Here is a 17,174-nt window from a genome sequence, read left to right as displayed (position 1 = left end):
CTATTCTGATATTATATCTGCCGCTTCTACGGCGGACTTATGATTTTATCATGACCAACATCATCTTAAAACGATTTACGGCCTTCACGGAATGCGGCTCGTTCGCCGGCATTATAATAAAATCGCCCGCTTTAGGATTAAATACCTTGCCGGATATAGTTATAGCTGCCTCGCCATCCATTATGTAAACCAATGCGTCAAACGGCGCCGTATGTTCGCTCAGGCCCTGGCCTTTATCAAAGGCAAACAACGTCACGCCGCCCGTCTTGCCTTTCACGATCTCTTTACTGACTATAGAGCCGTCCTGGCAATCTACCGCGTCCGTTAATTTAAGTATCTTTTTTGTCTCTGCCATAGCCAATTTCCTATTTGCCTTATTCCATCCCTCCGCCTTCTACAATACCGCTATCATCTTCGTCTTCTTCCATTCCGCCGCCTTCAACTATGCCGCTTTCCTCTCCGCCTTCAACAATGCCGCTATCGCCTTCAATTCCAAGACTTCCTCCTCCGTAAATCTCATCGTCCGTTTCACTCCCTGTTCCTTCCCCCGAAGGATACCCCACATCGAAACCGCCTTCCTCAGCGCCGCCCTCATCCTGCGCAAAGGAAAAAGGCGCCACAGTCAAGCCGGCGCTCACAATTACTACTAACAGCAACAATATTTTTCTCATCCTCTCCTCCTTTTCGCACGCCTTTTCGCCGGCCTATAATTCATTAACGGGAGGCCTGCGTAATTCTTTCTTCTCCGAATGCATTTTCTTATTTCGGAGCATCTTCTCTTTGGCCCTCTTGGAACGCTTTCGCTTCTGGCGCCTTATCTTCTCTATTCTCTGCCGCACCTCGGATTCTCTGCCCACTATAAGCGCTTCGATCTTGTTCGTGAGTATGCGTCTGGCTAGAAATCTATTTAATATCTGAGAACGCTCACTCTGGCACTTGACCTCTATGCCCGTAGGCCCATGTTTAAGATAAACACATGAGGATGTTTTGTTGACCTTCTGCCCGCCTTTCCCGCTTGAGCGTATGAATTTTTCCTCCAAGTCGGCGTCCTTTATGCCCAATAAAATCATCTTTGCTTTTAAGGCTTCATTTTTATCTTTGCTTACGCCGAATTCCATATCGCCTCTATTAGGGACGTGCCGCTTGGGGACACCCTATTGATAATAAAACAGCCGGGTTATTGAACCCGGCTTTGATTATAGCACCGCATGTTAGGTAAGGCAAGAATTATGTATTCGGATGTAGGCTAAGTCCGCACTGTTTTCAAATAGTCTTTCGCTTTTGAGAGCTTTTGTAAAAACACTCCTTTTTGAAACGCCGCTGTCCACTGCTTTAAAAATATCCAACCGGTGACACGTATTATAGAGCCGCGCATCTCGCGGTACCATCTCCTCCATCCTGCTTTGATATTATGCAGGAAAAAGATGATCCCCGGGAAGGAAAAGAGGTTTAAAACCACGAACAGCATATATTTAAACTGGTAAAATTTATTCATAATACCCCAGGCAGAGTCCTGTATCTCTTCCGCGGTCAGGGGTTCGTCCGGCTCAAAGAGAGGAAAATTGCCGTCATAATATTCCCACCCTATATTTTGCAGCGGATAAAGCCTGTTGGCGGCCTCAAGGCGGCGCCTGAATTCAGTGCCGGGCAAAGGAACGGGCAAGAGTATCTGCACGGTATCGATCCCTGCTTTACGTATAAAATTCTTGAAATGTCTCATTCTTTCGCGCGCCGTCATAGAAAATTTTACCCCTTCGGCGGACGGATAACCAAAGATAAACATGCCATGGACTATAAACCCGAATTTGCGGAATGTTCTTGCCATCTGTATCATGTTGGCCGGCTTCAGGTGCTTCTGCATCGCTTTCAGCTCTTCCTCGATGGGGGATTCAAAACCTATGGCCACTCCGTTTACGCCCGCGCGACGCATCGCGGAAAGAAGCTCATGGTCATTTGCTTTATCCAGTCTTATCTGGACGCCCAGGCCTATTCTCTTGCCTATGCGGCGCTGATAATCATACATCATATTACAGAACCTTATCGTTTCTTCGCGGTCCTGCCCGAAAAGGTCGTCGACGATGAAAAAATTCCTGGCGTTTCTTGTCTCTGCTAGGTGGCTGATGCGCTCAAACAGGCGCTCTACCGAAGAGCGTCGCGGCTTGCCTTTGACGGCGCAAAATTCGCAGTTCATGCCACAGCCCCGTATCCTTTCAACAGGATAAATTTTCATCTTCGCGTATCGCACCAGAGAAAAATTTGGTATGGGTAATTTGTCGAAATCGGTGATGGGTTCTCTTTTTTGAGTGAACGTGATCCTGCCGTTATCAATGTAGGCAATGCCCTTTATACCGCTTACATCTCTGTTTTCTTCCAGAGCCGCGAGAAGCTCGGTAATAGTCTCTTCGCCCTCGTCGATGACTACATAATCAATACCCGAATAGAGCGCCTCGGGTATCGTCTCTTCGCAGAAATGGTGTCCGCCGGCTACAATCACTGCCCCTTTATTCTTATAAAACCGCGCTATCTCATAGAGCCGCGGAATGGTACTTGTAAGCCCACCGTACAATCCCACAACGTCCGCAGGCCGCGTCTTTTGTAAAAACTCATGGTCTGCCTTGCCTGAATTGTTTTTTGGGCCGAATATGCGGAGATTGTTTTCATCTATGACTTCAGCGTCCCATTTTGCCATTCTAGCGACAGAGCTGGCTACGCATACCGGGCCTAAAGCGGTAGTCCTTCTTGCGGCAATAGAATATATATTGATGGCCGGAAAGGCCGGAACTACAAGCCTGAACCTGTATCTTTTTTTAGTTTGATCTATCATGGCTTCTTATCCTTTCATTTACCGACCAAAGACAGTGAAGGGCGGCCCTTAACGACTTTGTCGTCCCGGAAAATATGGCCGAGATGGATATGGCAATAAGATTCGTGGTTGTAAATGCTGAGAATATTTTTACAGAGCGGATACCTGCATTTTCTACGCTTTCGTGAGGTTTTTATTTCCATTTCTTCTCTTTTCTTTTGCTGAAACTTATCTTCCGAAATTCCGCCTGCTGTGCGGCTTAAAGTGCCTCTTTTGCCCGTGCCCATGGGTCCTATTTCTGCTGGAAGGTATATACTGCTTAGGATGAAGAAATCTCTCGCGGGGAAGGTCCGGATGTTCCAATATGCACAGATCGGTTTTGATCAGTTTTTCGATACTCTTGACATCCATGCCCTGTTCCGGCGTCGCAAAAGAGATGGCGCGGCCTTCATGGCCGGCGCGCCCTGTGCGGCCGATCCGGTGTACATAATTTTCGACATCTTCAGGAAGATCATAATTAATGACAAGTTCTATTCCGATAACATCAATGCCTCTTGACGCGATATCTGTGGCGACAAGTATCCTGTATTTGCCTCTCTTGAAGCCTTCGAGCGCTTCCCGGCGTTGCGGCAGGGAGCGGTCGGAATGTATCTCCGCGACCCTGTGGCCCAATTCTCTGATAAAGCGGGTGATCTTAGACGCGCCTATCTTCGTGCGGGAAAAAAGAAGCACCGGCCCGTGATATTGATAGAGCAGCTTTTTGAGCAGCTCTTTTTTCATATCTTTTCTTACGACAAAGACTTCCTGGACAATGCGTTCTGCCGTAGTGCCTGAGGGCGCCATCTCCACGCGAACCGGAAGTTTCATATGGGCAGATGCTATTTCCATGATCTCTCCGGGTATAGTGGCCGAGAAAAGCATCGTCTGCCTATCTTTCGGAATAACTCTAAGGATGCGCTTAATATCCGGCAAAAACCCCATATCGAGCATGCGGTCGGCCTCGTCAAGGACTAGAATGCTGACATCCGCCAACATCACTGTGCGCTGATCCATGTGGTCAATAAGCCTGCCCGGTGTCGCTATTATAATGCGGGGATTTCTTCTCAGGGCCTGTAATTGCAGATGCATGGATGCCCCGCCTATAAGAACGGCTGTGCGTATACCAAAGATCACAGCTATCTTCTGAAATGCCTCGTCTATCTGTATGGCCAGCTCTCTTGTGGGAGCAAGGATAAGGCATCTGCCTTTCTTCTGGGCAAACTGTTGAATTATAGGTATGGCGAAAGCAAGTGTCTTGCCCGTACCTGTCTGCGCGATACCGATAATGTCTTTGCCTTCTATTGCTACAGGGATCGCCTTATGCTGAATAGGCGTAGGAACGGTAAAACGCATCTTATCCAATACTTCAAGGATCCTCGGCGCGATGCCGAGGCTGTAAAATGATGAGTGTTGTTGCAATTTTTGCGTCATAAATGTGATTTCCTATGGGTAAACATGAAAAAAACCGCAAGGTTAGTAATCTAATCCCGCGGTCCAAGATAGCTAATCTTTGTTTGTGATGGTGTTATTGTACACCCTACAGCGGTTTTTGTCTATCTTTATTTTGCAATAAGGGCTTATTTTTTACTTTACCGACTATTTCGCGCTTAGCATGAAACGGTCAATCATTTCTTCATAAGAATTTTGCCGATCAGCATAATGATAAGGGCAGCGGTAACTATTCCTATTATTGCTGAAATGATGTATGCTATGCTTAAACCGCCTAATCCTTTCCCCTCCCACCCTTTAAACGCGTAATCAGGAATAGGGGCATTCCAGATGCCCGCGAGCTTTTCCAACCTCTGAGGTATATAGCCGACAAGTTCCTTTATCTCATCAATCCCCCATTCACCCCATGCGGCGCCTGCTTTGAAATGTTCCGGCAGAAGAAGCCCGATCGGCGAGAGAACGATGAGTATCAAAAGCCCGATCCATAACTTTTTGGTAACGTTCATTTTAATCCTCCTATGCCCTTATTAAAGACGGGTCCTGTTTTTGGATGTATTTCACGGCTAATGCGGTCACAACCGCCTCGACCCATCCGAATATAAAGAGATGCTCCCCGACCATAGCGGGAATAGTGACATTCAGCCCGTAAGGGCAGTACAGCGCCTGGCCGGTGGAGGTATGATGCAAAAGCGGTTGTATCCCAAACTGGATCGCGGCAAAAAACGCCGCGATATTTAAGGAGACATATCCCGCTATTCCCGCGGCGATTACACGACGATTGGAGCCGAAGGGCGAATTTCCGCCAATCATCTTATAGATATAATATGCGGTAAACGGCATGATAAACGCCATATTAAAACAATTTGCTCCTATCGCCGTAATGCCTCCGTCGCCGAATAAGAGTGCCTGTATCACAAGCGCCACAGTAACTGCGATACACGCGGCCCACGGGCCCAGTATTATCGCTACAAGCGCCCCTCCTACTGCGTGTCCTGTTGTACCTCCGGGGATCGGAATATTTATCATCATTATCACAAAAGTAAATGCCGCGCCTATGCCAAGCAGCGGCACCTGAGCAGCCTTAAGCGTCTTTTTCATAATATTAGACGCCGTTATCCAAATCGGGATCATTACGGCGTAAAATACGCCGCTTGTCGCGGGCCCTAAATATCCATCCGGAATATGCATATTCTTTCCTTTCTTTACAATTTAAAAATCCACTTGTCCTCTTAAGCCATATACAAATATAGGATCAGTTTCATCAACACCGCGCGGATTCCATACAAGCTGAAAATCAGGCGTAAGGGCGAGATATTTCAGGATTTGAAGTTTATAATATAACTCCAAATGCCCCTCCGCCGAGCCGCCGTGGCCTGCGTCCTTATATTCTTTGCTTGGAAATAACTGGCCAACCGCGCAAGCAAGTACGTCATCGGGCCTATTCCAGCGCTTACCTGTCATTTGCAGGCCTCCTGACCACGAAAACTCTACAGGCGCTGCGTTAGGGTTGGTGCTAACGATTTCCACATCCGGCCTCTGCCAGCCAAATCTGCCGAATATCCCAAACTCATCGGTAAGCATTTGGTCGCAGCTTAATCCAAAACCGGTATTTATCCTTTCCGCCTCATCCGTATCTGGCTTGCCTGCCGCCACAAGTTTAGAATGGTCGCGGCAGTTTATCCACCAATATAACCTGTAATTACCGTCCCATTGTTCGGAATCGGCGTCAAAAATGCTGTATGGTTTAAGATTAAGCTGCACCGAAACAAACGGGTCGTTGAATACCTGCTCCCAGTCATTATCGGCATCAAAGTATGCAGCTTCGAGCGACATATACGGCATCTCGGCCGGCGCTAGAATCAAGCGGCTTCCCAGGGTATTGTCGTCCGGCCATTCTATTGCGGGTGAGTTTCTGAATATGCGGCCCAAAAATTGGGTAGTTTCGTCAAACGCGTATTCGTTTTGGTCCACATAATTCGCCGGATCGAGCTTACCAAATGTAAACGCTATTTGCTTATTGAAAAGATAGTGTTCATACCATAGTTCCGTTACCGGAACATCGGCGCCTGTATCGTTTGTATCCCGGTTAACATTGCTATAAACTGATAATTCCGGCTCTACAGTATCGCCCTGCCCAGGCTCAAGGTGGATTAACGCAAGTCCCCAGTCGTCAAATTCTTTTTCTATGAAAATGTCACTTGACCAGGAGGCGTCAAACCGTGACTTCTCCCTGCCTCCGGCATTATTGGCGTCGGGCGTTCCCTGTAATACAAATGTGGCCCCTGCCTGTATATTAAGCCCATACGGCTTAAGTTTCAGTCCTTCTCCCGGCTTATAATCTATAAGCGATTTTTTAACTTCGGTTACGGTTCCTTCCTGCTGTATCAGAGTATGTTTTTGTTCGTTTACCTGTTTTTCCAGCTCGGTAACGCGCGCTTTAAGCTCGTCCATATCCGCGAGTTTTGCCTTAAGGACTTTGATTTCGGCCATAAGTTCCTCTTCGCTCGCGAACGCCGGTTTTATAAAAGATAACACAAATGAAATGCAACATATTAAAACAAAACATTTTCTCATCAATTCCTCCTACTAATTTGTGTTATAATTATTAAAATCGTGCTACCTATGCGCAAAAAAAATAATTCGTCTGCTAAATATTTTTGCCTGTACTTGACATGCTTAAGGCGCTGTGTTTTACGCCTTTTACCGATTTTAAAATATCCGTCAGTTTCTGCGCTTCGCGAGGAACGCCTTTTACTGCGATTATCTCTAAGCAATTATCATGATCCAAATGTATGTGCTGGGTAGAAATAATCAGCTTCTGATAATCGTGCTGTATATCCATGAGCTTATTTACTAGTTCCCTTTTATGATGATCGTAGATAAGCGTAATTGCGCCGGCAATCTCTTTACCTTCCAGCCACTCTTTTTTTACGAGCTCCTGTCGGATTAAATCCCTGAACGCTTCGGAGCGGTTGGTATAATTCTTCTCCTTAATAAGGCGGTCAAATTTATCCAACAGCACCTTGTCTAATGAAATACCAAACCGGGATATTCCCATATACTCACCTCAGTATTACTATTTCAAAAATAATAACACATGTCATTTATACTGTCAATCTTTTTCTTATTAGTTACCGGTTTCTTCTTTTAGTTTTGAATAGAATGATCTCCATGGGAAATTTTTCCCAGGACATTCTGTCCTTGCGCCCTTGACCTGTCCGTGCCCGACAATATTCTTAAGCGAAATATTATAATACTTCCTTAACGTATTTACTAAATAGACCAGGGAATCCATCTGTTTTTCGGAAACGCTCTCTGTATTAAAATTACCGACAAGGCATATGCCGATTGCCTTATAATTCATACCGCCTGCTTTGCAATGCGTTCCGTACTGCTTTTTTATCCATCTGGGAGATACTTCGATCTGCCCGTCTTGCTTTTCATGACTATCGTTATCGATTACAAAATGGTACCCAAGGTTTTTCCAGCCGCGGGAACGGTGAAATTTATAAAAAGCAAGGGCGCTCCCTTCGTCTGTGGCACTATGATGGATTATGATATATTTCCATTTATTTGAAGGATAAAGAGATATGACCGGTTTGATCGAAGCAGCCTTTTCTACCAGTAGACGTTGCCCCATCTTCAATTTGGTCGAATTTCCTAAACAGTTCGCGTGCCTGATATCGTCTATACTGACATCATACATCTTTGCTATCCGCCAAAGCGTCTCACCGGGTGCGACTACATGTGAAATATCCTGTCTTAAGGCCGGCGCGGTAGTTTGCGGATATATTTGTTCTTTAGTGGTGACGGGCGGTTTAATAGGAGCGGTAGCGCAAGAACTCAAAATAAATGCCAGCCCTAAAATTAACACTGAATAAATGGTTCTCTTCATCTTTTACCTAAAATAGATTTTGCCCCTGTTAGGCCGATAAAAAATAATCCATATAATCCTACAATTGCAGGGCCTGACGGCAGGTCTAATTTATACGATAACCAAAGGCCTATCAACACGCTAAAGAGAGCGATTAAAATTGAGGAAATGAAAATCTTTCCTATTGTCTTCGCGATCAGAAGTCCTCCCATAGCGGGAATAATTAAGGAGGCGAAAACAAAGATTACTCCGCAAATCTTCATAGACAAGCTAATAGCGGTTCCGATAGTTAAATAAAGCAGAAAATCCAATAGATTTGTTTTGAGCCCGGTAGTAAAAGCGGTTTCCCGGTCAAAAGAAATAAAGATAAATTCTTTAAAGAAGATCATATTTGTGAATAAAATAATAGCTGCCGCAATACCTAGTAATTTTATATCAGACCAAGTCGTATAAAGAAGATTCCCGGAGATAAGATTTAATCCTCTCGCTTCGGCGATGGGGTTCTTAGCTATTAAGATAATGGCCATAGCGGCGCAAAAAGCATACGTAAATCCCAAAAGAGCTTCCCGGGAAATGTTTTTTTCCGTAAAAGGGATCCAAAATAACAAGACTGCCAGAATAGTCAGGATAAATGCCGAGAACATGGGGCTTATTCCGACAAATAACCCTATAGCGACGCCTAAAGCCGCTACCTCGGATAGCACAATACCCATAAAAACAATTCTTTTCAATATAACGAAAACACCCAAGTAAGCGCAAATCAAACCTACTATTAAACCGCCCAATAATGCGGTTTCCATAAAAGGCTCTTTAAAAATCTCAAACATATCCACCTCTTTTAAAGAATCATAGATTTTCCATCAATTTCGTTTATCTTTATCTCGGTATCAAAGATCTCGGAAAGCAGTTCGGCACTTAGTTCCTCTTTCTTAAAAATCTTATGCGGAATGCTTTTATTCAAAAACATAAACTTTTGCGCTAAGTTTATTACCTCATTCAACTCATGCGTGACCAAAGCTACGGTTAAATTCTTTTTGAAATGGAGAGTCTTTATCAATTCAAGGATCTCCCTTTCGGCCTTGATATCCAAATCCGTAGTCGGTTCATCTAAAACTAAGAAATTAGGTTCTAAGGCCAAGGCCCTGGCAATAAGTACTTTTTGTTTCTGACCGCCGGATAGATTGTAAAAACACTCGGAAGATAAATCCAGAATGCCCACGGCTTCCATAGCCTGAAGAACCGTATCTTTATCTTTCCCTGACGGCTTCTTTAAAGATCCGATAATTTTTGCCCGTGCCATCATCACAATCTCAAAAACAGTAAACGGAAAAAGTGTGTCAATAAACTGCCTTTGCATACAATAACCGAATCGTAAATTTGCATCTCTGGTAATCTGGCCTGATGCGGGTTTTAGTAATCCCATTATGCTGCGTAAAAGGGTGGTCTTGCCGGAGCCGTTTGGCCCGACTATACCCAGAAAATCTCCTTCATAGATATCGAAGTTTAAGCCGTCAAAGATTATTTTTCTGCCGTAACCCAACTTCACAGATTTAAATTCGATTATTTTTCTCATCCTTTTAAAGCCCCCGTTAGATCTTCTACAATTATATCAATGAGACTAAAGTAATCCTTTGCTTCTTTTGTCCCGCCCACAGAGTTTGGCACAATTACAACCTTGGCGCCTGTTTGTTGACTAACAAATTTTGCCGGCTTTTCATCGTAGAAGACTTCCATAAGAATCGCATTGATATTGCGCTCTTTTATTATCTCGATCACTTCTTTTAAATGTCCCGGTGAAGGCGGGATGCCGGGTTTTGGTTCAAGCTCACAACCAATTTTTAACCCAAACCTATCGGCAAAATAAGGCCAGCTGCGATGATAGATAGCGATCTGTTGCCCTTTAAAAGGCTTTAATTTTTCTTGCCATTCAACCATTTTTTCATCCATTTTTTTATTGAATTCGGCGAGATTCTTCTTAAAATAGGATTCATTTTCAGGCGATAACTCGGACAGCCTATTTGCAATGTTGGAAGCGACAATTTTAACGTTTAGAGGATCGAGCCAGTAATGAGGATTACCCATAGGATGAACGTCGCCCATTGAGCGGTCCACTTTTGTAGTGGTGGGCACTTCTAATAAATACACCCCCTCTGAAGCATCAAGATGTCCGGGTTGACCAAACCTTATCTTGGGATTCCTTGAGCCGTCTATAATCAGCTCTTCATAACCAATTTCCAATTCCAATCCTGCGCGGATAAAAAGGTCCGCTTTCTTCGCTTTGAGCATAAAAGACGGCTTCGCTTCCACAAAATGAGGGTCTTGATACCCTTTGGCTAAACTGTCGACTTCGACCTTATTGCCGCCGATATATTCTGCGATGGATTTAAGATCGGATGTCGTGGTAAGTATTCGGATCTTATCATCCGCATGTGCGGCTGAAGCAAGCCCGAGAAGTAGTATTAACATAAAAAATAGTTTTCGCATCTTAAGTTCTCCTTAAAGTATCAATATGCATGTTTTCTGTGAGGCCCCAAGCCAAAATCGCATTGCAGCCAGATTTCATCGGAATTGTTAGAGTAATTTCTATCAGTGTGTTTATACTGTAATCTCCAAAAGCAGTATTCACTTTGAGCAAAAGTCAAACCTCCCGATACGGCTTGCTCGCGCCTGTCGGAATAATCTGGAAATTCCGAGAAGTCATACCTGCTAAACACCGACCAGCGTTTAGCAAATTGATACTGCAGTGATGAATACAGGCCCAAAGAACTTACCGTGTGCGCATCTACCTGCTGCTTTTGGCTCAGGAATATCTCACTTTGCGAAATTAAAGAATTGTACAGGCCCTGCTTAAGCGGCCGCCATTTATAGGTAAGGTCTACTCCTTCCAGAAACGTCCATTTGTCATTGCGATCGCTTTGATTCCGTCCTGTAGCAAAACTTCCGCCAAGTTCAATAGTAGATTCTTCGTTTATATCAAAGAAATTCTTCAGATGCGTTAAATATACAAGATCTTCGCCGTCGGCTCCGGCGAAACTTGCCGTATTATGGTTGTCTACTACCTGAGCTGTCAATTCTATATATTTGTCCCACGGATTCGGAATAAGATAACTTAAGGAAACGCCCGGCTGACCCATGCCTTCGCCCCCGAAATAATTGGTAATAATGTTGGGGTAATCGACCCACGGCAGCGCATGCAAGTGAAGTTTATTTGCCTTGCCGAATTCAACCTTGAATTTTCCTATTTTGGCCTGCAGGTCTTCTAAATAGGGCGGATTAAGAAGCGTAAGATAGCCTTCGCAAAGCCCTATATGCCATTCATTCCCATCGGGTTCGACATGGAAGAAAAAGTCGCCTCGCGCATAAGGGTCCACATGTGCGGAAAAAGCAAGTTCCGCCTGCCGCATCGAAAACTGATTACGTAAGTCATCGTCGTCTTTATTTATACCATGATAGATAAAATCGCCTATAACGCTGATTTCTGGATTAAAACTCTGGAAATACCTGCCGAGGCCTGTCTGCGGGGCTTGGGCAACTTGAGCCGGTTTTGTTTCTGCCGAGGCTGTCTTTTGTTCAAGATTTTCGATTTTTGATTCTAACTGATTTATTTTATCCTCATACTGGGATTTCATATCTTCGAATTGCGCTTTTAGGGTCTGCAGATCTTCTCTTAACTGATCCGTCTCTGTTTTACTGTCTATGCTCTGGGCAAAGAGACACGGACATGCCACAAATAATGTAATTAAAAATACCAAAGGTTTTTTCATTGGTACCTACCTCCTTGATATAACCCGAAATTTTAAAGGGAATTGCAAAAGATAATCGGAACTACATCAAATAGAGGCCGGTGGAGAGCGCAGATATTGAGATGCGTGGTAAGTCTTGAAAGGAAAAATCAATGAAGGGATAAAAATATGACTGCAACTTAAAAGTAAATCAAAGAATACAAGCAAAATCGAGAATGTAAATACTGACGTAACTATCCAAACGCAGACAGGGCAGTCTTCGTGAAAGTCTGAATCGCTGTGGTTATGGAAGAATCGCGCTCCAATAGCAAGAAAAAGGAAGGCAAAAACTATAAGTAAGAGTACGCTTTTGAAATAATTATTTTTGGGCATAAATATGAAAATTTTATTCTTTCGTTAACATATTATAACAAAACAGGTTAAATTTGTCAACCCTTCGACGCGCCTAGCTTGCTCAGGGTTGACCCTGAGCGCTGTCGAAAGGGTCAATTTACAATATCAGATTGAGAAGCGCTCCCACCGATAATGCGACTATAACCATGATCAAGGCAGACTTTAACATATCTTTTATCCCCAACTCGCGGATTAATACTGCAAAAGTGGCTATACAGGGAAAATAAACGGCTAAAATGGTAGTACCGACTACAAGCTGTTTAGTAGTCAGATTAAGAGGGCCCAGCATACCTACGGCAACGTCTTTTCTCAAAAAGCCGACAATAAGCGCGGAAATAGCTTCTTTGGGGAGACCCCATAGACCTGTCAAAACCGGCGCAAATATGTGCGCCAAGAAATCTATAATTTTTAGCGCATAGAGTATATTAACGAAAAGTATGCCCAAAAGCACTAAAGGCAGCGCCTCCCTTAAGAAACTGGATAGACGCATCCAGAGCTTCTTGATTACGGCCTTAACCTGAGGCATCCTATAAGGAGGTATCTCAATCAGTATCTCCGGGCTTGCGCCTTTTAAGACTTTATTTAAGATCAATCCTTTGAGCACCAAAAGAGTAAAAAGAGTGAAAAATATTATCGCCACGTACTTTCCCCCTCTTTGTCCTACCAAACCGATAATCATCGCAATCTGAGCCATACAGGGAATGGCGATAGCCATCAAAGTAGCGGCGATAAATTTTTCGCGCCGTTCTTCTAAGAGGCGAATAGCTAACGCTCCCGGGACATTGCAGCCTAAGCCTAGAATAAAAGGAATTACAGCGTATCCGTGCAGCCCCAGATGATGCATAAGATTATCCACCAAAATCGCCAAGCGGGGAAGATATCCAAAATCCTCTAAAATACCTAATATTAAATAAAAACTGAATATATACGGCAGTACCATAGCAATGGGCACAAACAAACCCGTGGTCAAAAGTCCGAAGGATTGGCCGAAATTTATTGTGCCGTCAATAAGATTACCGATAAGCAAGTGATGCAAAAAACTTCCTTCGCCTAATAGTGCGCTCAATCGTATCATTAAAGGCAGCCATAATTTTCCAAATAAAGGTTCAAATATATAACCGATTAAATTCTCAGCGATAAAACGAATTACCCAAAAGGCGCAATATATGACGCCCAAAGCAATCGGCAGGCCTGTGAGCGGTTTAATGCTCAAATCTTCCAATATTTCTAAAAATGTATGGTGGCGGTGAGTCAATTTCTGGACATCTTCTACAATCTGCCCGATTTTTTCCCACCGCTCGGCATCAGAAGCCATGGGAGCCTTTACGGCTTTTGCCTCCGGCAGGCGCAAAACCAATTCTTTAATGCCTTCGCCGCTCAGGCCGCAAGTAGGAACGACCGGCGCTCCCAATTGTTTCTCTAATTTTTTAATATCAATATGAATCCCTCTATGTTTGGTATCATCCCACATATTTAAAGCTACAATAACCGGAATATCCTGCTCCAACAATTGCAAAGTTAAATAAAGATTCCTTTCCAAATTTGTGGCATCAATAATATTAATAATCACATCGCCTTCTTTTAACATATTGACAGCCACTTCTTCAGCCTTACAGGTTGGTTCTAACGTATAAGTACCGGGCACATCTATGATGATAGGCCTCTCATCGCCGATTTTTATCTGGCCCTGCGTAAACTCCACGGTAGTACCGGGATAATTAGAAATCATTACCCTCGCGCCTGTGAGCCTTGAGAATATGGCGCTTTTGCCGACGTTGGGATTGCCCATCAATAAGATCTTATTCATTTTTTCATCTTTCAACCTGTACAAAAATTCTTCTGGCCATGCCAAAACCGATCGCAACCTGTAGATTATCTATTCCTACAGTCTGCGGGCCTCGCCAGAAATGAGAGCTTATTTTGATAACTCTTTTACCCGGTCTTATTCCCATATTTTGAATTTTACTCATTAGGCCGCGGCCACCTTGAACTTCTATTATTACACCGGCCTCTCCCGGCAGCATTTGAGTCAAATCTATTAGCATTTCATACCTCAGTTATCCTCCAGTTAAATCGGATTGATGAATAACCTCTTAGCAACAATGGAGATTATTACGGGAATTTTCAACGGTAATTTCCTCTAATTTGTCTTGTTTGTATTTTTTAATAACTTCTTCCACTGTCCCAGAACTTGCTATATAAACTCTAACACCTGCTTCATTAAGTTTCTGCAGAGCATCAGCACTCATGCCGCCGCAGATGACAATATCAACATTTTTACCATCTAATGCCCCCATGGGGTGAGAAGTAAAGGTATGTTTCTCGCTGTCATAAATGGTAAAAAACGGCGCGCGCTCAAGATGACCATACACAACTGTATTTTTATCTTTAGGTATTTCCGTGGGAATACAGATTCTCATAATATTATTCTTTTCGATTAAATTTCTAAAGTCTGCCCTACCAGAATTTGTATGAAATTATCGCCGTATTGCTCCTTAAAAATCTCTTCCGCGACCTCTCCACTGCAATGCGTCGGGCCGGCTTTTTTAATTTTCATCTCTTTAAACCTTTCAGCGGCAATCTCTACGGCCCTTTTATCATCTTCTTTCAAATGAAACCCTCCAAACACTGAATATATAACATCGTCAGGAAATTTTTCTTTTACCCTTCCCAGTATTTTTATTATACTCGGGTGGGCACAACCGGTTATTACGCTCAAACCGTTTTTCGTTTTTACCATAAGCGCCTGCTCCGGCATATATCTGCCATTATACGCCCCGCCTATTTCGCCGGTAACAAAAATATCCTTCGAAATTTCCATAAAATTATCGGCTTCTATCAGTTCTCCTTGAAGATTTTTTACTTTTTCCTTAAATTCTTTACTAAAATGCGGGCAGCTATAAACTTTAAGCCCTTTTCCCTTAACCAATATCTCCCACAAACCTCCGGTATGATCCCAATGATCGTGAGAAATTATTACCGCTTCTATTTTCCTTACATCTATGCCCGAAATCTGCATATTCTCAAGAAGCCATTGCCCGTTTTCGCCCGTATCGAATAATATTCTGCCATTGATTAAGAATGAAACGCCCCATCCAGTGTGAAGAGATTTGTCTTCGGTTATTTTGTCAAAAAGTATCTTTATCTGCATTGAGAGAACCCCTTCAGCTCTTCCCAAATTTTTACCACTTCTTCTTTGATCTTTCCGTTCGTATATTCAACGATAGTTCTGCCTTTAACTATTGATTCTATAACCACTTTATCAAACGCTATTTTCCCGATCACAGGGATGGCGTTCTCTTTACAAAAATATTCTATTTTGTCTGACATGTCTGGATTAAGATCATATTTGTTCACTACCAGTTTAACGGGAATTTTAAAATGCCGCGCTACTTCTATGACTCTTTCGGCATCATGGAGGCCCGAGAGCGTGGGTTCCGTGACTATAAGCGCGCAATCGGCACCAGCGAGTGACGCAATAACGGGGCACCCGATACCCGGAGGGCCGTCAACAATTACATAATCCATTGCGTTTTTTTCGGCTATCTCTTTCGCAACCTGCCGTATCTTAGCGACAAGCTTGCCCGAATTTTCCTCGGCAATCCCTAATTTAGCGTGAACAAAAGGGCCGTATTTCGTATCCGAAATAAACCATTCGCCCGATAGATTCTCCTCCATAATTATGGCGCCGTCAAAACATACGTAACTGCACAGGCCGCACCCCTCGCATGATATGGCATCAACAGTAAAATCATCCCTTATGGCGCCAAATCTGCAGACATTGATACATTTACTGCATTGTTGGCACGCTGCCGCATCAATGCGCGCAGTTTTACCGCTTTTAAATTCATGCCTCTCTTTAATAACCGGCTGCAATAAAAGATGAAGGTCCGCCGCGTCCACATCGCAGTCAACCATGACTTTATTCTTTGCAAGGGCAGCAAAAGAGGCAGTCAATACGGTCTTCCCCGTTCCGCCTTTGCCGCTAATTATAACAATCTGCTTCATAACGCTCTCGGGGTTAATAGCTTCGATACTGAGTTAAACATATTCTGAAATTTTTCTTTGTACTCTTTTTTCGCATGGACTATCGGTATCCCCTTGGAATATAAAAGAGCTATTTCTCTATCAAAGGGTATGCGGAGAAGTATCGGTATTTTATTATCCTGACAATATTTATCAACGTTATCGTCTCCTATATCGGCGCAATTAATCACGATACCGAATGGTATTTTTAGTTTTTTTACTACCTCAACTGCCAAGATAAGATCGTTAAGGCCGAAAGGCGTCGGTTCGGTCACTAAAATACAAAAATCGCTTCCTTTCACCGCTGTAATTACGGGACAAGATGTACCCGGAGGGGCATCTATTATAACTGTGCGCGTAGGATTTATGTAATTTTTAACCTGTCGTATGATCGGCGGAGACATCGCTTCCCCAATGTTGAGGCGACCGTGGATAAACTGCAAATCGTCTTTACCTCCTATCTCGATAATACCGATACCTTTATTTACTTCTTTTATTGCCATCGCGGGACAAAGGAGGCTGCACGCGCCGCAGCCATGGCATAGGTGTGGGAAAATAAGGACGCTGCCCTTTTTATTATCATCAGAAGGCGGGAACACCGCAATAGCATTATATGCGCAAACTTTTCTGCACATTCCGCAGTAGCTGCACTTAGTTTCGTCGACTTCGGGTACAGGAATATAGGCAGGTTCCCGCCTTTTAATCTCAGGCTTTATAAAAATATGGGCATTCGGCCCTTCAACATCGCAGTCAAGAAGCTGAACGTTTTTAAAAGAGAGGGCCAAATTCACCGCAATGGTGGTCTTGCCCGTGCCGCCTTTTCCGCTCGCAATCGATATTATCATAT

The 17,174-nt window shown here is 43.7% G+C and carries 20 protein-coding genes; all 20 read right to left on the bottom strand.

The features are described 5' to 3' along the window. Positions 1-37: 37 nt before the first annotated feature. Complete coding sequence (locus KKI13_05600) at positions 38-355, bottom strand: cupin domain-containing protein (protein MBU4488523.1); 318 nt, start codon at positions 353-355, stop codon at positions 38-40. 19 nt (positions 356-374) lie between these two features. Then, entirely contained in the window at positions 375-671 is a 297-nt protein-coding gene (locus KKI13_05595; GenBank protein ID MBU4488522.1) for a hypothetical protein, read from the bottom strand. A gap of 33 nt (positions 672-704) precedes the next feature. Continuing rightward, complete coding sequence (locus tag KKI13_05590) at positions 705-1,118, bottom strand: peptide chain release factor-like protein (GenBank protein MBU4488521.1); 414 nt, start codon at positions 1,116-1,118, stop codon at positions 705-707. Positions 1,119-1,246: 128 nt separating this feature from the next. Next, the gene (locus tag KKI13_05585) at positions 1,247-2,824 is read right to left on the bottom strand and encodes a B12-binding domain-containing radical SAM protein (protein MBU4488520.1); all 1,578 of its coding nucleotides are present in this window, start codon (positions 2,822-2,824) and stop codon (positions 1,247-1,249) included. A gap of 207 nt (positions 2,825-3,031) precedes the next feature. After that, positions 3,032-4,273, bottom strand: coding sequence for a DEAD/DEAH box helicase (locus KKI13_05580; protein ID MBU4488519.1), 1,242 nt, complete (start codon positions 4,271-4,273; stop codon positions 3,032-3,034). A gap of 194 nt (positions 4,274-4,467) precedes the next feature. Beyond that, the gene (locus tag KKI13_05575; protein MBU4488518.1) at positions 4,468-4,797 is read right to left on the bottom strand and encodes a PDGLE domain-containing protein; all 330 of its coding nucleotides are present in this window, start codon (positions 4,795-4,797) and stop codon (positions 4,468-4,470) included. Between the two features lie 10 nt (positions 4,798-4,807). Further along, the gene (gene cbiM / locus KKI13_05570) at positions 4,808-5,479 is read right to left on the bottom strand and encodes a cobalt transporter CbiM (protein MBU4488517.1); all 672 of its coding nucleotides are present in this window, start codon (positions 5,477-5,479) and stop codon (positions 4,808-4,810) included. Between the two features lie 21 nt (positions 5,480-5,500). Beyond that, positions 5,501-6,865 carry a carbohydrate porin gene (locus tag KKI13_05565; GenBank protein ID MBU4488516.1) on the bottom strand — a complete coding sequence of 455 codons (1,365 nt, stop codon included), beginning with the start codon at positions 6,863-6,865 and terminating at the stop codon, positions 5,501-5,503. Between the two features lie 73 nt (positions 6,866-6,938). Further along, on the bottom strand, positions 6,939-7,349 hold the full coding sequence (gene nikR, locus KKI13_05560) for a nickel-responsive transcriptional regulator NikR (protein MBU4488515.1): 411 nt from the start codon (positions 7,347-7,349) through the stop codon (positions 6,939-6,941). A 69-nt stretch (positions 7,350-7,418) separates the two neighbouring features. Then, positions 7,419-8,186, bottom strand: coding sequence for an N-acetylmuramoyl-L-alanine amidase (locus tag KKI13_05555; GenBank protein MBU4488514.1), 768 nt, complete (start codon positions 8,184-8,186; stop codon positions 7,419-7,421). Then, a complete protein-coding gene (locus tag KKI13_05550) occupies positions 8,183-8,992 on the bottom strand; it encodes a metal ABC transporter permease (protein MBU4488513.1) in 810 nt (269 codons plus the stop codon). Before KKI13_05550 ends, KKI13_05555 begins: the two co-directional genes overlap by 4 nt. A gap of 11 nt (positions 8,993-9,003) precedes the next feature. Continuing rightward, positions 9,004-9,738, bottom strand: coding sequence for an ABC transporter ATP-binding protein (locus KKI13_05545; GenBank protein MBU4488512.1), 735 nt, complete (start codon positions 9,736-9,738; stop codon positions 9,004-9,006). Beyond that, entirely contained in the window at positions 9,735-10,649 is a 915-nt protein-coding gene (locus KKI13_05540) for a metal ABC transporter substrate-binding protein (protein MBU4488511.1), read from the bottom strand. The genes KKI13_05545 and KKI13_05540 overlap by 4 nt, the downstream gene beginning before the upstream one ends. Positions 10,650-10,669: 20 nt before the next feature. Beyond that, positions 10,670-11,929: a hypothetical protein gene (locus tag KKI13_05535; protein ID MBU4488510.1), complete on the bottom strand. Its 1,260-nt coding sequence runs from the start codon at positions 11,927-11,929 to the stop codon at positions 10,670-10,672. 469 nt (positions 11,930-12,398) lie between these two features. Then, positions 12,399-14,108, bottom strand: coding sequence for a ferrous iron transporter B (locus KKI13_05530; GenBank protein ID MBU4488509.1), 1,710 nt, complete (start codon positions 14,106-14,108; stop codon positions 12,399-12,401). A 4-nt stretch (positions 14,109-14,112) separates the two neighbouring features. Continuing rightward, entirely contained in the window at positions 14,113-14,346 is a 234-nt protein-coding gene (locus tag KKI13_05525) for a ferrous iron transport protein A (protein ID MBU4488508.1), read from the bottom strand. A gap of 48 nt (positions 14,347-14,394) precedes the next feature. Continuing rightward, on the bottom strand, positions 14,395-14,721 hold the full coding sequence (locus KKI13_05520) for a NifB/NifX family molybdenum-iron cluster-binding protein (protein MBU4488507.1): 327 nt from the start codon (positions 14,719-14,721) through the stop codon (positions 14,395-14,397). 17 nt (positions 14,722-14,738) lie between these two features. Then, positions 14,739-15,452 (bottom strand): MBL fold metallo-hydrolase, encoded by a 714-nt coding sequence (locus KKI13_05515; protein ID MBU4488506.1) that lies wholly within the window; start codon positions 15,450-15,452, stop codon positions 14,739-14,741. Beyond that, positions 15,443-16,309, bottom strand: a complete 867-nt coding sequence (locus KKI13_05510) for an ATP-binding protein (protein MBU4488505.1) — start codon at positions 16,307-16,309, stop codon at positions 15,443-15,445. Before KKI13_05510 ends, KKI13_05515 begins: the two co-directional genes overlap by 10 nt. Then, positions 16,306-17,172 (bottom strand): ATP-binding protein, encoded by an 867-nt coding sequence (locus tag KKI13_05505; protein MBU4488504.1) that lies wholly within the window; start codon positions 17,170-17,172, stop codon positions 16,306-16,308. Before KKI13_05505 ends, KKI13_05510 begins: the two co-directional genes overlap by 4 nt. Between the last annotated feature and the right edge of the window lie 2 nt (positions 17,173-17,174).

It is taken from the genome of Candidatus Omnitrophota bacterium, assembly GCA_018894435.1.
Classification (GTDB): domain Bacteria; phylum Omnitrophota; class Gorgyraeia; order JAHIPI01; family JAHIPI01; genus JAHIPI01.
This window is presented reverse-complemented; position numbering and strand designations above follow the sequence as displayed.

Bases quoted from the DNA above. Each gene is read 5' to 3' on its own strand.
- KKI13_05600 (MBU4488523.1), bottom strand. From the start codon at position 355: ATGGCAGAGACAAAAAAGATACTTAAATTAACGGACGCGGTAGATTGC.
- KKI13_05595 (MBU4488522.1), bottom strand. From the start codon at position 671: ATGAGAAAAATATTGTTGCTGTTAGTAGTAATTGTGAGCGCCGGCTTG.
- KKI13_05590 (MBU4488521.1), bottom strand. From the start codon at position 1,118: ATGGAATTCGGCGTAAGCAAAGATAAAAATGAAGCCTTAAAAGCAAAG.
- KKI13_05585 (MBU4488520.1), bottom strand. From the start codon at position 2,824: ATGATAGATCAAACTAAAAAAAGATACAGGTTCAGGCTTGTAGTTCCG.
- KKI13_05580 (MBU4488519.1), bottom strand. From the start codon at position 4,273: ATGACGCAAAAATTGCAACAACACTCATCATTTTACAGCCTCGGCATC.
- KKI13_05575 (MBU4488518.1), bottom strand. From the start codon at position 4,797: ATGAACGTTACCAAAAAGTTATGGATCGGGCTTTTGATACTCATCGTT.
- cbiM (MBU4488517.1), bottom strand. From the start codon at position 5,479: ATGCATATTCCGGATGGATATTTAGGGCCCGCGACAAGCGGCGTATTT.
- KKI13_05565 (MBU4488516.1), bottom strand. From the start codon at position 6,865: ATGAGAAAATGTTTTGTTTTAATATGTTGCATTTCATTTGTGTTATCT.
- nikR (MBU4488515.1), bottom strand. From the start codon at position 7,349: ATGGGAATATCCCGGTTTGGTATTTCATTAGACAAGGTGCTGTTGGAT.
- KKI13_05555 (MBU4488514.1), bottom strand. From the start codon at position 8,186: ATGAAGAGAACCATTTATTCAGTGTTAATTTTAGGGCTGGCATTTATT.
- KKI13_05550 (MBU4488513.1), bottom strand. From the start codon at position 8,992: ATGTTTGAGATTTTTAAAGAGCCTTTTATGGAAACCGCATTATTGGGC.
- KKI13_05545 (MBU4488512.1), bottom strand. From the start codon at position 9,738: ATGAGAAAAATAATCGAATTTAAATCTGTGAAGTTGGGTTACGGCAGA.
- KKI13_05540 (MBU4488511.1), bottom strand. From the start codon at position 10,649: ATGCGAAAACTATTTTTTATGTTAATACTACTTCTCGGGCTTGCTTCA.
- KKI13_05535 (MBU4488510.1), bottom strand. From the start codon at position 11,929: ATGAAAAAACCTTTGGTATTTTTAATTACATTATTTGTGGCATGTCCG.
- KKI13_05530 (MBU4488509.1), bottom strand. From the start codon at position 14,108: ATGAATAAGATCTTATTGATGGGCAATCCCAACGTCGGCAAAAGCGCC.
- KKI13_05525 (MBU4488508.1), bottom strand. From the start codon at position 14,346: ATGCTAATAGATTTGACTCAAATGCTGCCGGGAGAGGCCGGTGTAATA.
- KKI13_05520 (MBU4488507.1), bottom strand. From the start codon at position 14,721: ATGAGAATCTGTATTCCCACGGAAATACCTAAAGATAAAAATACAGTT.
- KKI13_05515 (MBU4488506.1), bottom strand. From the start codon at position 15,452: ATGCAGATAAAGATACTTTTTGACAAAATAACCGAAGACAAATCTCTT.
- KKI13_05510 (MBU4488505.1), bottom strand. From the start codon at position 16,309: ATGAAGCAGATTGTTATAATTAGCGGCAAAGGCGGAACGGGGAAGACC.
- KKI13_05505 (MBU4488504.1), bottom strand. From the start codon at position 17,172: ATGATAATATCGATTGCGAGCGGAAAAGGCGGCACGGGCAAGACCACC.